Origin of the sequence: Pseudomonas sp. MOIL14HWK12:I1, assembly GCF_000510705.1 — a bacterium.
Classification (GTDB): domain Bacteria; phylum Pseudomonadota; class Gammaproteobacteria; order Pseudomonadales; family Pseudomonadaceae; genus Chryseomonas; species Chryseomonas oryzihabitans.
On sequence record NZ_KI783309.1, the window covers coordinates 362,741 to 377,546 of the forward strand.

The window sequence follows — 14,806 nt, forward strand, 5'->3', positions numbered from 1 at the left end:
TATCCGCGCAGGGGCCGTCAGGCCTTGGGTGGCTTGGGATCCTCGGCCTCCTGCTGGGCATCCCCTTCAGGTAGGAGAGGCTTTTTGCCCAGTTGTTTCTCCGCTCCGTGTCGATTCTTCAGGGTGATCTCCATCTGCGGCGTGGACAGCAGGTTGATGCCGGCGTCGCGCAGCAGCTGGTCGACCCGGCGGATCAGCTCATCGGTGGCAGCGCTGCGATCGCCCAGTTCCCGGACATAGATGCGCAGTTCGTGATCCAGGGTGGTGGCGCCATAGTGGGTGACGAACAGCGAGGGTTCGGGGTCGTGGAGCACCCGCGCATTCTCCTTCACCGCCTGCATGATCAGCTGCTGCGCCTGGGCCAGGTCGCTGCCGCGATTGACGCCGAAGGTCAGCACGATACGGGTGACGGTGTCGGTCAGCGTCCAGTTGATCAGCTGGCTGGTGACGAAGGTCTTGTTCGGCACCACCACCGACTTGCGGTCGGCGTCGGTGATATGGGTGGCGCGGATGCGGATCTTGTTTACCGTGCCGGTCACGTTGCCGATGGTGATGAGGTCACCGACGCGCACCGGGCGCTCGAAGAGGATGATCAGGCCGGAGATGAAGTTACCGAAGATCTCCTGCAAGCCGAAACCCAGACCGACCGAGAGGGCGGTGGCCAGCCACTGCAGCTTGTCCCAGCTCACCCCCAGGGTCGCCAGGGTGGTCACGGTGCCGAAGCCGACGATGACGTAGGAGAGCAGGGTGGTGGTGGCGTAGGCGCTGCCCTGGGCCAGATTCAGCCGCGACAGCACCAGCACCTCCAGCAGGCCCGGCAGGTTGCGCGCCAGGGCGACGGTGAGACCGGCGATCACCAGGGCGATGATGAACACCCGCAGCGTCAGGGGTACCTGGGTGGCGGCGGCGCCGGTACCGCTGGTGTACTGGTAGAGGGTGACGTTGTCCAGGTAGGAGAACACCGCCACCACATCGGCCCAGACCAGGTAGAGCACGCCGAGGAAGGCCAGCAGCAGGGTCAGGCGCAGCAGGCGCGAGGACTGCTGGTTGACCTGTTCCATGTCCAGGGTCGGCTCCTGCACCACCTCGACGCCCTCGGCGTCTTCCTGCTGCGCCTGGCGCTTCTGGATGGCGCGCTGGTAGGCCAGGCGCCGCGCGGCCACGCTCAGGCCGCGGGCCAGGGTGGCTTCGAGGATGATCCAGGCCATCAGCACATAGAGGGTGTCCACCAGGCGATCGGTGAGCTTGAGCGCGGTGTAGTAGTAGCCAAAGAGCACGGCGAAGAACAGCACGGCCGGAATGGCGGTGATCATCAGGCCGAGCAGCAGGCGGAAGAACGGCAGGCGCTCGCGGGCGGTGGCATTGAGCAGCGAGCGACCGAGCATCCAGGCCAGGCTGGCATAGGCGACCAGGACGATGAGGATGCCGAGGACATCGTCGGCGAGGCCGGCGAGCTGGCGCTCGGCGATGGCCACCACCGCCATCAGCGCCAGGGCCAGCAGACCCACCCGTCTGACCAGCCGGCGCAGCGACTGCGCCTGGGGCCGCGCCCAGCGGAAGTGGGTCTCGGCCACGCCGCCGGAGGCCAGCAGGCGATACACCGTGTAGAACACCAGCCAGCCGGCGGCGATCTCCAGCAGCGCCGCGCCGATGGCGGCGTTGACCCCGCGTTCGTCACCCTCCAGGGCCACGCCGCCCAGCCAGAGCACCAGACTCGCCGGCAGGCCCAGCAGGATGGTGAGCAGGATGGCCTGGGGCGTATGCAGCTGGCTGTCCCGCTGATAGTGGCCGATGTCCTGGTTGAGCTTGTTGACCCGCCCGTGGATGCGCGGGCGCTGCCAGATCAGGGTGGCGAAGGCCAGTACCAGCGGCAGCAGCAGCAGCGGCCGCTCGGCCAGGCCGACATAGAGTTCGTGCAGGCTTGAGCCCCAGGGCACGTCGCGCAGCTGCTGCAGCAGCTTGCGGGGCGCGGTCTTGACCCAGTTCCAGTCCAGCGGCTTGTTGCTGGGAATCCAGAACATCTGCTCGTCGAGGGTACCGCGCAGGCTGGTGATGGTGCTGCGCAGCTGGTTCTGGTTGAGCTGCAGATCGATGGATTCGCTGAGCAGGGCATTGAGCTCGGTGTTGAGACGCTCCTGCAATTCGCTGCGGGTCTTGAGCAGGTCGAGCAGTTGCTGACGCAGCTGCGGGGTGGCCTTTTCCGGCGGCTGCTGGGCCAGCAGATTGTCGACATAGCCTTCCGGATTGGCGATCTGGGCGCGCTGCTGATTGAGTTCGAACTGATAGAGGCGCAGATCGGCGATGTCGTCGGTGAGGTCCTTGTTGACCTTGACCGAGGGCAGCGCCGCCCGCTGCTGATAGAGCAGCTTGGACAGCAGCACGCTGCCCTTGAGCACGCCGATCTGTTGTTCCATGTTCTCGGTGGTCTGCTTGAGCTGATCCAGCTGCTGGCGCGACTCGAGATTGCGGCGATTGAGGTCGTTGAGGCGATCGGTGGCGCGCAGCAGGTAGTCGGACAGTTGCAGATTGAGCCCGGTCTCCTGGGACAGCACATCGTCCCCGGCGGTCTTTTCCGATTCGCGCGAGGCTTCGGCCAGGGTCTTTTCCGATTGCTGGCGGCGCTTGCCGCTGATCAGCGTCTGCAGGTCCAGGGTCTCCTGCTCGTAGCGCTTGACCTGCTCGGTGAAGAGTTCGCGGCGGATGGCGCCCAGATCCTGCAGCACGCTGTTGCCGGCCAGTTCCTGGCGCAGCAGCTGGATCTGCGTATTGGCTGCCGCCTGTTCCGCCAGCAACTGCCCGCGCCGCTCGGCGGTGAGGGGCTTGGCATTCTCGCGTCCGGCCTTGAGCAGATCGGCGATCTGCTGCAGGCGCGTCTGCAGATTGGCGATGTCCACCTGGGCGCGCTCGGGGCGGGTCTGGGCGTTGATCACCAGACTGTTGGCCGCATTGAGGTCGTCCTGCACGCTGTTGAGCGCCAGGCTGGTCTCGCTCAGGCGCTGCTCCAGGGCCTGGGGTGTGGCGCCGGCATAGCGCTGTTCGGCCGGCTTGATCGGTTCGGCGCGCAGCCGCGCCAGTTGCCGCTGGGCGTCCTTGGTCTGCTGCGGCGCCTGGGCCAGTTGCTGGCGCAGATCGGCCAGCTGCTTGACGTACTGGTCGCGCTGGTCGAGCAGCTTGAGGGTCTGCTGCAGGCTGTCCTGGGCGGCGCTCTGCTCGGGGGCGGGCAGCTTGCGATCGGCCAGGCCGTTCAGATTCTGCTGTACCTGCTGGGCATCCGGCGGCCCGGAATCTTGAGCGACGGCGGGAAGGGTGAACAGGCAGCCGCAGAGGGCGGCGGCGCGAAGCAGAGCGGACAGGCGGTGCATGCGGCAGGCGTCGGGCAGTGGAAAGGCGCGAGGTTAAAGCCAGGCTGCCTGGGGTGCAAGGCAGCACCCCTCAAGCCGCGAACCCTGTTCATCCATCGTTAAAGAAAGAGCGCCGGCCCGCTGTTGCGCCCTTCGGGAAACTTCACGCCGACCTTGCGCACGCGCTTGTTCTCGATGGCCGCGACGATCCACACCAGGCCGTTCCATTCCACCAGGTCGCCAACGATGGGTTCCCCGCCGATCTCGTGGGTGATGAAGCTGCCGAGGCGCTGGTTGCCGTCCACCTCGCCCAGTTGCAGGCCGTAGAGCGCAGCCACGGCGCTGAGTTCGGCGTCGGCTTCGAGGACGAAGTCGCCGAAGAATCTCTGGGTCTGCTGCGGCGCCTGGCTGAACAGCCGCCCAAGGGCCGGAAGATCGTGTTCGTGGCCGACCACGCAGAGGATGTCGCCGGCTTCCAGGGTGGTACTGCCGGAGGGGTGGAGCAGGGTCTCGCCGCGGAACAGCGCGGCGATACGGGTGCCCTCGGGCATCTTCAGCTCGCGCAGGGCGGCGCCGATGCACCACTTCTCGGCGCCCAGACGATAGATGAACAGCTCCCATTCGCTGGTCGGATGGACCTGCAGCCCGGCGCGGGAGAAAGGCGCCGGCTCCGGTGGCACCGTCACCTTGAGCAGCTTGGCCGCCAGCGGCAGACTGGAGCCCTGCACCAGCAGCGACACCAGCACGATGAAGAAGGCCACGTTGAAGAACAGCTGGGCCTGGGGCAGCCCGGCCATCATCGGGAACACCGCCAGGATGATGGGGACTGCGCCGCGCAGCCCGACCCAGGCGATAAAGGCCTTTTCGCGGTCATGGAAGGCGCGGAAGGGCAGCAGGCCGATGGCCACCGACAGCGGGCGGGCGACCAGGATCATCCACAGCGCCAGACCCAGGGCGGGCAGGGCGATGGGCAGCAGGTTGTGCGGCTCCACCAGCAGGCCCAGCACCAGGAACATGCCGATCTGCGCCAGCCAGGCCATGCCGTCGAGCATGTGCAGCATGCCGTGGCGGCTGCGGATCGGCAGATTGCCCATCAGCAGACCGGCCAGGTAGACGGCGAGAATGCCGCTGCCATGGGCGGCGTTGGTCAGGGCGAAGATCAGCAGGCCACCGCTGATGGCCAGCAGCGGGTAGAGGCCGTCGGCGAGGTGGATGCGGTTGATCAGTTGCAGCAGCAGCCAGCCCCCGCCGAGGCCGATCACCCCGCCGATGGCGAATTCGCTGACGAAATGGCCCAGCAGACTCCAGCTGAAGCCGCTCTGGCCGCTGGCGAGCATCTCGATCAGGGTGACGGTGAGAAACACCGCCATGGGGTCGTTGCTGCCGGATTCGATTTCCAGGGTCGCGGTGACCCGTTCGTTGAGGCCGCGGCCACCGAGCAGGGAAAACACCGCCGCGGCATCGGTGGAGCCGACGATGGCGCCGATCAGCAGGCCCTGCAGCAGGCTGAGATCGAACAGCCAGGCGGCGGCGACCCCGGTCAGGCCGGTGGTGATCATCACCCCCACGGTGGCCAGCGACAGTGCCGGCCAGAGCGCCACGCGGAAGCTCGACACCCGGGTGCGCATGCCGCCGTCCAGCAGGATCACTGCCAGCGCCAGATTGCCGACCAGGTAGGCCATCGGATAGTTGTCGAAGGCGATGTGACCGGGGCCGTCGACGCCGGCGAACATGCCGACCACCAGGAAGATCACCAGGATCGGGATGCCGACCCGCGAGGAAATCGAGCTGACCAGAATCGACAGGCCGATCAGCACCGCACCGATCAAGAACAAGCTGTTGATGGTGACAGCGTCCAAGCGTGACTCCTGGGGTAAAGAATTGAAGAACCAGGGGATTTAACCCGCTGGGTGGCCGGGGTGTCAAAGCGCGACGCCGCGGGTGCCCGAGGAAGGCGGTACACTGTAGGGCTGACGCTGGAGTATCCCATGAATTACCGACACGCCTTCCACGCCGGCAACCACGCCGATGTCTTCAAGCACGCCACCCTGTTGCGCCTGGCCGCGCTGCTGGCGCGCAAGGAGACGCCCTTCGTCTATCTGGACAGCCATTCCGGCGTGGGTCGCTATGACCTGGCCGGCGACCAGGCCAGCCGTACCGACGAATGGCGCGAAGGCATCGGACGCCTGTGGGCCCTGGAATCCGCGCCGGCGGCCTTTGTCGGCTATCGCGAAGCGGTGGCGGCGCTCAATCCCGACGGCGCGCTGCGCTACTACCCCGGCTCGCCCGAATTGATGCGCCAGGCGTTGCGCCCCCAGGATCGGCTGCTGCTCAATGAGCTGCACCCCGAGGACGGTCGTCTGCTCAAGGAAAACATGGCTGGAGATCGCCGGGTGGCGGTGCACCAGAAGGATGGCTGGCTGCTGCCCAGGGCGCTGCTGCCGGTGCCGGAGCGCCGGGCCCTGCTGCTGATCGATCCGCCCTTCGAGAAGGCCGACGAGCTGGAGCGCTGCGCCAAGGCGGTCGCGGAGGCCGTCGGCCGCATGCGCCAGACGGTGATCGCGCTCTGGTATCCGATCAAGGATCGCCGCCAATTGAGGCGCTTCCATGCCGGGCTGCAGGCCAGCGGCGCGCCCAAGTTGCTCAACGTCGAATTGCTGATCCGCGCGGCGGACGACCCCACCCGGCTCAATGGCTCGGGGCTGGCCATCGTCAACCCGCCGTGGGGGCTGGAGGAAGAATTGCGCGAGTTGCTGCCCTGGCTGGCCGAGCACCTGGCCCAGGGTGAAGGCAGCTGGCGACTGGACTGGCTGATCGCGGAATAGCGAGGCCGGGACCGTTGGGCTTCGCTGGGCTCAACCCAACCTACGGGAAGAGCCTGGCGCAGGTTGGGTTGAGGCGGCGCTACCGCCGCAGCCCAACAGAGAAAGCCGCCGCAGCGGCTCGGGATCAGACCGCGAGGCTGGGCGGCAGGCAGACACCGGTACCGGCCAGGCCGCAGTAGCCGTTGGGATTCTTCGCCAGGTATTGCTGGTGATAGGCCTCGGCGTAGTAGAAGGGCGGCAGCGGGGCGATCTCGGTGGTGATCTCGCCATAGCCGGCCTCGGCCAACTGCGCCTGGAAGGCGGCCTGGCTGGCTTCGAAGGCTTCCCGCTGGCTGTCGTCGGCGTAATACAGGGCCGAGCGATACTGGGTGCCGACGTCGTTGCCCTGGCGCATGCCCTGGGTCGGATCGTGGGCTTCCCAGAAGATCTTCAGCAGCGCCTCCAGCGAGGTCTGGGCCGGATCGAACACCACCAGCACCACCTCGGTATGACCGGTCAGGCCGGAGCAGACCTCTTCGTAGGTGGGGTTGGGGGTATGGCCGCCGGCATAGCCGGCCGCGGTGGTCCAGACACCGGGTTGTTGCCAGAAGCGCCGCTCGACGCCCCAGAAGCAGCCCATGCCCACCACCAGACTCTGCAGGCCGGCGGGGAAGGGGCCTTGCAACGGATTGCCGTTGACATAGTGGGCCGCGGGCACGGCCATGGCCGTCTCGCGACCGGGCAGTGCCTGCTCGGCGGCGGGCAGATGGGTCTTCTTGGTCAGGATTTCGGAACGCAGGACCATGGGATACCTCGTGGGAAAGGGCCAGGCGAAAGGCTCAGTGTACGCAAAATCGCGGCAGCGGGGTCAGTCCGCGCGGCGGGTCAGCGCGTCGGCAGGTAACGCGCCAGGGCGGCGTCGAGCTGGTCGGCCGGGATGGGCTTGTCGAACAGATAGCCTTGGCCGATATCGCAGCGATGGTGGCGCAGGAAAGCCAGCTGTTCGGTCGTCTCGATGCCCTCGGCAACCACCTGCAGCCGCAGGTTGTGGGCCATGGCGATCACCGCGGAGGTGATTTCCATGTCGTCCTGGTTGTCCGGGATGTCCTTGATGAAACTCCTGTCGATCTTGATGACGTCGATGGGGAATTTTTTCAAGTAGCTGAGCGACGAATAACCGGTGCCGAAGTCGTCCATCGCCAGGCTCATGCCCAGGCGCTTGAGGGCTTCGAGGGTGTTGCGGGTGGCGTCGGTGGCATCCAGCAGGAGGCTTTCGGTCAGTTCTAGCTCCAGCCGCTTGGGCGCGATGCCCTCCTCGTCGAGGATGGTGACGAAGGACTGCACCAGGTCGGGATCGGTGAACTGCTTGGGCGACAGGTTGATGGCGATCTGCAGATCGTCGAAGCCGGCGGCGTCGAGGCGGTGCAGCTGGCGGCAGACCTCACGGATGATCCATTTGCCGATGGGCACGATGAGCCCGGTTTCCTCGGCGATGCTGATGAACTGATCCGGGCGGATCATGCCCTTTTCCGGGTGCTGCCAGCGGATCAGGGCCTCCAGGCCCAGCAGCTTGGCGCGTTTCAGGCAGACCTTGGGCTGGTAGTGCACCAGCAGTTCGTTCTGCTCCAAGGCCCGGCGCAGGTTGTTCTGCACGAACAGCTTGTTGCTGGCCTCGGCGATCAGCGCCTCGGTGAACACCTGGACCTGATGGCCGCCAGTGGCCTTGGCTCGGTGCAGGGCGAGGCCGGCGTGCTTGATCAGGGTCTGCGGATCGGTCTCGTGCGGTCGCGCGGTGGTCAGGCCGATCGAGCAGCTGATCAGAGTCGGGTGGCCTTCCACATAGAGCGGCGGATCCAGGGCCACCAGGGTGTCGCGGGCCAGGCTGTCGGCGGCGACCGCGTCCATGCCTTCGAGTAGCACGGCGAATTCGTTGCTGGCGATGCGGGCGATCAGCGCGCCCGTGCCCAGGGCGCTGCGCAGGCGCCGGGCCAGACCCACCAGCAGCTGGTCGCCGATACGATGCCCCAGGCTGTCGTTGACCCTCTTGAAGTTGTCGACGTCCACCAGCAGCAGCGAGTGTTCGCGGTTGGGATTGGACTGCTCCAGGCGGGCTTCCAGGCGGGCGATGAAGTGGCTGCGATTGGCCAGCCCGGTGAGGCTGTCGCGAAACACCAATTCGTCGTTGTGCTGCTGGGCGAAGCGGGTCTTGCTGGTGTCCTGGAAGATGCCCAGATAGCCCTGCAGGTCGCCATTGGGCTGCTTGATCTTGGAGAGCGACAGCTGGCCCCAGTAGCTCTCGCCGTCCCGGCGATAGCAGCGCAGTTCGCCCTGCCAGCTGTCCTGGTGCGCCAGGCGTTGCCAGGCTTCGTAGAGCAGCTCGCCCCAGTTTTCCAGGGCGGGCAGGGATTCGACGTGAAGCCCCTGGAGCTTGCCGATGGGATAGCCGGTGATCCGCGCGAAGCTGTCGGTGGCGTGCTCCAGGCAACCGCTGGCATCCAGCAGCAGGAAGGCATCGTTGCTGGCTTCCATCACCCGAGTCAGGGGGTGGGCGAGCTTGGACGGGCGCTGCGGTTGCTGGAGCAGGGCGGCCAGGCATTCCGCCAGGCTGCGAGCGAAGGCGACGTCCTCGGCTTCCCAGGTGGCCGCTCGGTCCCGTCGCAGGCAGAGCAGACCGGTCAGTTGACCGTCGTGCAGCAGTGCCACGTCCAGCGCCGTTCCGCCTCCGCTGTGGGACGGGTGCAGCACCTGGCTGGCGTCTTCGATCACGCCCTGCTCGCGCAACCGGCGCCGGTGGTCGCTGCACAGGGTCGGCAGGCGTTCTTCCTTGCACAGGGTGACGAGGCCATTGCCCTCGTAGCGCCACAGGCTGAGTTCGTCCACGGCAAAGGCGGCCGGGCCCTGGGCGCGCAGCAACTGCACCAGGTCATCGTCCACCGGCGCCTGGCGCAGGGCCAGGCGGGACAATTCGAGCAACAGGGTCTGCCTCGCCTGGGCCATCGCCAGGCGTTGCTGGCTATGGTCCTGGCTGTCCTGCAGGAGCGCCAGGGTCGAGCGCAGGGCCACGTTATGGGCTTCCCATTCGCCGGCCAGGGCGTCGTCGTTCATCACCCGCAGCAGATAGCCGCGCAGCAGCGGGCGACCATGGCGCTGCAGGCTCTCGCCGACCTCGACGACCTGGCAGGGCGCCGTGGGGGAGTGGAACAGGTAGCGCACCTGATAGCTGCCGTGTTCGGCCAGTTGCAGCTGGATGTCTTCGTGCAGCCGATGACGGACGCTGGGCTCCATCAGGCTGGCATAGGGGGCATCGATGAGCGAGCACAGCGCCTGGGCGGGCAGGCCGAGGCTGGCTTCGCAGCGGGAATCGAGATAGAGCATCGCCCAGGAGGCTTCATTCAGACGCTCGAAACGCAGCAAGCCCAACCGGGCAGGAGCGCTGAGCGCGCCCGCCTGATCGGCTACCGCGGCATCGGCAGCATCGGAGTGAATACTCATGCGAGGGTCCGCGTCCTTGTGAAGACGGAAAGATGTCCTAGGTTTATCGGAAAGGACAGACAAATCATTAATCCTTTTTCCTTTCCGCCTCGCCAGCACGCTGGGATGGCTGTCAGGTTGCCCGATAGGGCCCGGCGCATGCAAGGGGCGGCGCTCGGGGCGCTCATCCTACCTTTTTCCTGGATCTTTCGGTTGATCTGACAGCAAAAACCCCGCGTGAGCGGGGTTTCTGAACTACACCAGGGGACGGTAACGGCCTTCCGTTACCGTCCTGTGGCGGTTTACAGCAGCAGACCGCGGATTTCCGCCAGCAGATCGCCCAGGCGCTTGGTGAAGCGCGCGGCGGCCGCCCCGTTGATCACGCGGTGATCGTAGGACAGCGACAGCGGAAGCATCAGGCGCGGCTGGAAGGCCTTGCCGTCCCAGACCGGCTGCATGCTGGCCTTGGACACGCCGAGGATCGCCACTTCCGGGGCATTGACGATCGGCGTGAAGCCGGTACCGCCGATGTGACCCAGGCTGGAGATGGTGAAGCAGGCGCCCTGCATGTCGTCGCCGCTGAGCTTCTTGGTCCGCGCCTTTTCCGCCAGTTGGGCGGCTTCGGCGGCGAGTTGCAGCAGGCTCTTCTGGTCGACGTTGCGGATGACCGGGACCAGCAGGCCGTCCGGGGTGTCCACGGCGAAGCCGATGTGCACGTACTTCTTGCGGATCACCGCCTTGCCGCTGGGGGCCAGGGAGGCGTTGAAGTCCGGCAGTTCCTTGAGCACATGGGCGCAGGCCTTGAGCAGGAACGGCAGGATGGTCAGCTTGACGCCGGCCTTTTCCGCCACAGCCTTCTGGCCGACCCGGAAGGCCTCCAGATCGGTCACGTCGGACTGGTCGAACTGGGTCACGTGGGGCACGTTCAGCCAGCTGCGATGCAGGTTGTTGGCACCGACCTGCATGAGGCGCGTCATCGGCACCTCTTCGATCTCGCCGAACTTGCTGAAGTCCACGGTGGGGATCGGCGGGATGCCGGCACCACCGGTGGCGCCGGCAGCCGCGGCCGGAGCCGCCTTGCTCTTCTGCAGCTGATCCTTGACGTAGGCCTGGACGTCTTCCTTGAGGATGCGACCCTTGGGACCGGTCGGGGTGACCTCGCCCAGATCGACACCGAACTCGCGGGCGACCATGCGCACGGCCGGGCCGGCATGGACCTTCTTGCCCTTGCCGGCGGCAGGGGCGCTGGCGGGAGCGGCGGCCTTGGCCGGCGCCTCGGCCTTCTTCTCGGCAGCCGGCGCGCTGGCGGTGTTGCCGGCAGCCGGCTTGGCCGCCTGCTTGGGCGCAGCACCGGCCACCTTCAGGGTCAGGATCAGATCGCCGGTCTTGGCCTGGTCGTTGACCTTGATGGCGACGCTTTCCACCACGCCCGCCTTGGGCGCCGGGATTTCCATGCTGGCCTTGTCGGACTCCAGCACGATCAGCGACTGCTCGGCCTTGACCTGGTCACCGGCCTTGACCAGCACCTCGATGACGTTGGCACTGCCGGTGGAGCCGATGTCGGGGACCTTGATCTCCTCGACCGATTCACCGGCCGGCTCGGCGGCGGCTTCCTCGTGCAGCTCGGGCTCGGCGGCTTCCTTGGCGGGCTTGTCGCCGGCCTTGGATTCGACGCTCTTGCTCGGCTTGGCATTGGCGGCGCCCTTGAGCACCAGGATCAGATCGCCGGTGCCCACTTCGTCGCCGACCTTGACGGAAACGCTCTCCACCACGCCGGCGGCGGGGGAGGGGATTTCCATGCTGGCCTTGTCGGACTCCAGGGTGATCAGCGTCTGCTCGGCGGCGATGGTGTCGCCGGGCTTGACCGCCACCTCGATGATGCTGGCCTTGCCGCTGGAGCCGATGTCGGGGACATGGATCTCCTGGGCTTCGCCTTCGCCGGCGGACGCCGAAGCGTCCTCGTCGCCGGCCGGCGTCGGGGTTTCGCTTTCCTCGACCTGGGTCTGCTTGGACTCGGCCTTGGGTTCGGCGGCGGGTTCGCTGCCGGTGGCGGCGTCCTCGCCTTCCAGGTCGATCAGCAGATCACCGGTCTTGAGGGTGTCGCCGACCTTGATGTGCAGGGCGGCGATCTTGCCGGCCTTGGGGGCCGGGATCTCCATGCTGGCCTTGTCGGACTCCAGCACCACCAGGCTCTGTTCGGCCTCGACGGTATCGCCGACCTTTACCAGCAGCTCGATGACTTCGCCGTCGCCACTGCCGATGTCGGGTACGCGGATGGTCTCGCTCACAGTTGTTTCCTCTTATCCGTGTGCCGCATCAGCAATCCAGGGGATTGCGCTTCTCGGTGTCGATGCCGAACTTGGTGATGGCATCGGCCACGACCTTGCGTTCCAGCTTGCCTTGGTTGGCCAGCGCCTGCAGAGCGGCGACGGCGACCCAGCGGCGGTCGACCTCGAAGTGATCACGCAGCTTCTTGCGGCTGTCGCTGCGACCGAAGCCGTCGGTACCCAGCACCTGGAATTCGGTGGGGACCCACTGGCGGATCTGGTCGGCGAACAGCTTCATGTAGTCGGTGGAGGCGATGACCGGACCCTGGCGCTCGCCCAGGCACTGCTCGACATAGGTCAGGCGGCGCTCTTCCAGCGGGTGCAGGCGGTTCCAGCGATCCACGGCCAGGCCTTCACGGCGCAGTTCGTTGAAGCTGGTGACGCTCCAGATGTCGGCGCCGACGCCCATCTCGCGCAGCAGGCCGGCGGCAGCGCGGACCTCGTTGAGGATGGTGCCCGAGCCGAGCAGCTGGACGCGGTGCTTGAAGTCGCCCTTCTCTTCTTCCAGCAGGTACATGCCCTTGATGATGCCGTCCTCGACACCTGCGGGCATGGCCGGCTGCTGGTAGTTCTCGTTCATCACGGTGATGTAGTAGAAGACGCTCTGCTGCAGTTCCATCATCTGATGGATGCCTTCGCGCATGATCACCGCCAGCTCGTAGGCATAGGTGGGATCGTAGCTGCGGCAGTTGGGGATGGTGCCGGCCAGGATGTGGCTGTGACCGTCCTCGTGCTGCAGGCCTTCACCGTTCAGGGTGGTACGACCGGAGGTGCCGCCCAGCAGGAAGCCGCGGGTCTGGGCATCGCCCGCCGCCCAAGCCAGGTCGCCGATGCGCTGGAAGCCAAACATCGAATAGAAGATGTAGACCGGCAGCATGGGCTGGTTGTAGTTGCTGTAGGCGGTACCGGCGGCGATGAAGGAGGACATGGCGCCGGCCTCGTTGAGGCCTTCCTGGAGGATCTGGCCGTCCTTCTCCTCGCGGTAGTACATCACCTGGTCGCGATCGACCGGCTCATAGAGCTGGCCGTGGGGCGAGTAGATGCCCAGCTGGCGGAACATGCCTTCCATGCCGAAGGTACGGGCCTCGTCGGCGAGGATGGGCACGATGCGCTTGCCCAGGTCCTTGTCCTTGACCAGTTGCGACAGGATGCGGCCGAAGGCCATGGTGGTGGAGATCTCGCGATCGCCGGAGCCGTCCAGTACCGCCTTCAGGGTGTCCAGGGGCGGCGTGGGGATGCTGATGCTGCGGGCGCGACGCTGGGGCAGGTGACCGCCCAGGGATTCGCGACGACTCATCAGGTACTTCATCTCGGCGCTGTCGTCGGCCGGACGATAGAAGGGCAGCTCGCTGAGCTGGGAGTCGTTCAGCGGGATGTCGAAGCGATCGCGGAATTTCTTCAGCGACTCCACATCGACCTTCTTGGTGTTGTGCGCGGTGTTCTTGGCTTCGCCCGCACCGGTGCCGTAGCCCTTGATGGTCTTGGCCAGGATGACGGTGGGCTGACCCTTGTGGTTGACCGCCTGGTGGTAGGCCGCATAGACCTTGTAGGGGTCGTGACCGCCACGGTTGAGCTTCCAGATCTCGTCGTCGGACAGGTCCTCGACCATCTTCAGCAGCTCGGGATTGGCGCCGAAGAAGTGCTTGCGCACATAGGCACCGTCTTTCGCCTTGTAGTTCTGGTATTCACCATCGACCACGGCGTCCATGCGCTGCTGCATGCGGCCTTCGGTGTCGCGGGCGAACAGCGGATCCCACATGCGGCCCCAGAGGACCTTGGTGACGTTCCAGTCGGCGCCGCGGAAGATGCCTTCCAGTTCCTGGACGATCTTGCCATTGCCGCGGACCGGGCCGTCGAGGCGCTGCAGGTTGCAGTTGATGACGAAGATCAGGTTGTCGAGGTTCTCGCGGCCGGCCAGGGAGATGGCGCCCAGGGTTTCCGGCTCGTCGCACTCGCCGTCGCCGATGAAGCACCAGACCTTCTGCTTGCCGGCGGGGATGTAGCCGCGGTTCTCCAGGTACTTCATGAAGCGGGCCTGGTAGATGGCGGTGATCGGACCCAGACCCATGGATACGGTCGGGAACTGCCAGAAGTCGGGCATCAGGTGCGGGTGCGGGTAGCTCGACAGCCCCTTGCCGTCCACTTCCTGGCGGAAGTTGTTCATCTGGTCTTCGGACAGGCGGCCTTCCAGGAAGGCACGGGCGTAGACGCCGGGGGAGGCATGGCCCTGATAGTAGATCAGGTCGCCGCCGTGCTCTTCGTTGGGCGCCTTCCAGAAATAGTTGAAGCCGATGTCATAGAGGGTGGCGCTGGAGGCGAAGGTGGAGATGTGGCCACCCAGATCCGGATCCTTGAGGTTGGCGCGCATGACCATCGCCAGGGCGTTCCAGCGAACCAGCGAGCGGATGCGTCGCTCCATGAACAGGTCGCCCGGCATATGGGCTTCCTTGGTCACTGGAATGGTGTTGCGATAGGGGGTATTGATGGAGTAGGGCAGCTGGGTACCACTGCGGGTAGCCAGTTCGCCCATGCGGGTCATCAGATAATGAACGCGCTCCTCGCCTTCGTGGTCGAGGACGGACTCCAGGGCGTCCAGCCATTCCTGGGTTTCGACGGGATCGAGATCTTGCATGGCTTGCTCCAGGGCGGAAAGGCTTCCAAAATCGGTCGCCTCAGGGTCGCCGCCGGCCTCTTGGGGGCAGCGAAAATTCTTGGATTTATGACCGGACGGTTCCGATCGGCGTGTAGTTTTACTACAAATTCAAATCCGTTTCAGCTCCGAGCTGTAATGCGATAAAAAACAATTCGACGTTTGTCGAACGCGCTGCTCGAGGGCTCGCGAACTCCGAACCGCGGACGTGAA

General features: G+C 65.9%; 7 protein-coding genes. 1 reads left to right on the plus strand and 6 read right to left on the minus strand.

Going from position 1 to position 14,806, the window contains the following annotated elements; all coding sequences use genetic code 11:
- Nucleotides 1-17: 17 nt before the first annotated feature.
- Together mscK and PSEK12I1_RS0122800 are read right to left on the minus strand one after the other, a co-directional pair.
- A complete protein-coding gene (gene mscK, locus PSEK12I1_RS0122795; RefSeq protein WP_027603031.1) occupies nt 18-3,362 on the minus strand; it encodes a mechanosensitive channel MscK in 3,345 nt (1,114 codons plus the stop codon).
- Nucleotides 3,363-3,460: 98 nt separating this feature from the next.
- Nucleotides 3,461-5,200 carry a potassium/proton antiporter gene (locus tag PSEK12I1_RS0122800; protein WP_027598543.1) on the minus strand — a complete coding sequence of 580 codons (1,740 nt, stop codon included), beginning with the start codon at nt 5,198-5,200 and terminating at the stop codon, nt 3,461-3,463.
- A gap of 129 nt (nt 5,201-5,329) precedes the next feature.
- Between PSEK12I1_RS0122800 and PSEK12I1_RS0122805 the strand changes: the two genes are divergently transcribed.
- Nucleotides 5,330-6,166 (plus strand): 23S rRNA (adenine(2030)-N(6))-methyltransferase RlmJ, encoded by an 837-nt coding sequence (locus tag PSEK12I1_RS0122805; protein ID WP_027603032.1) that lies wholly within the window; start codon nt 5,330-5,332, stop codon nt 6,164-6,166.
- Between the two features lie 124 nt (nt 6,167-6,290).
- Here PSEK12I1_RS0122805 and msrA read toward each other — a convergent pair whose 3' ends face one another.
- The 4 genes from msrA to aceE form a co-directional block, all read right to left on the minus strand.
- Nucleotides 6,291-6,950: a peptide-methionine (S)-S-oxide reductase MsrA gene (gene msrA, locus PSEK12I1_RS0122810; protein WP_007161945.1), complete on the minus strand. Its 660-nt coding sequence runs from the start codon at nt 6,948-6,950 to the stop codon at nt 6,291-6,293.
- Between the two features lie 80 nt (nt 6,951-7,030).
- Nucleotides 7,031-9,637 (minus strand): bifunctional diguanylate cyclase/phosphodiesterase, encoded by a 2,607-nt coding sequence (locus PSEK12I1_RS0122815; RefSeq protein WP_027603033.1) that lies wholly within the window; start codon nt 9,635-9,637, stop codon nt 7,031-7,033.
- A gap of 281 nt (nt 9,638-9,918) precedes the next feature.
- A complete protein-coding gene (gene aceF, locus PSEK12I1_RS0122820) occupies nt 9,919-11,904 on the minus strand; it encodes a dihydrolipoyllysine-residue acetyltransferase (protein ID WP_027598546.1) in 1,986 nt (661 codons plus the stop codon).
- A gap of 28 nt (nt 11,905-11,932) precedes the next feature.
- Nucleotides 11,933-14,575: a pyruvate dehydrogenase (acetyl-transferring), homodimeric type gene (gene aceE / locus PSEK12I1_RS0122825; protein ID WP_007161948.1), complete on the minus strand. Its 2,643-nt coding sequence runs from the start codon at nt 14,573-14,575 to the stop codon at nt 11,933-11,935.
- Nucleotides 14,576-14,806: the final 231 nt, after the last annotated feature.

What these genes read in the sequence shown, in the direction of transcription:
- mscK (WP_027603031.1), bottom strand. Translation starts at nt 3,362, where the DNA reads ATGCACCGCCTGTCCGCTCTGCTTCGCGCCGCCGCCCTCTGCGGCTGC.
- PSEK12I1_RS0122805 (WP_027603032.1), top strand. Translation starts at nt 5,330, where the DNA reads ATGAATTACCGACACGCCTTCCACGCCGGCAACCACGCCGATGTCTTC.
- msrA (WP_007161945.1), bottom strand. Translation starts at nt 6,950, where the DNA reads ATGGTCCTGCGTTCCGAAATCCTGACCAAGAAGACCCATCTGCCCGCC.
- PSEK12I1_RS0122815 (WP_027603033.1), bottom strand. Translation starts at nt 9,637, where the DNA reads ATGAGTATTCACTCCGATGCTGCCGATGCCGCGGTAGCCGATCAGGCG.
- aceE (WP_007161948.1), bottom strand. Translation starts at nt 14,575, where the DNA reads ATGCAAGATCTCGATCCCGTCGAAACCCAGGAATGGCTGGACGCCCTG.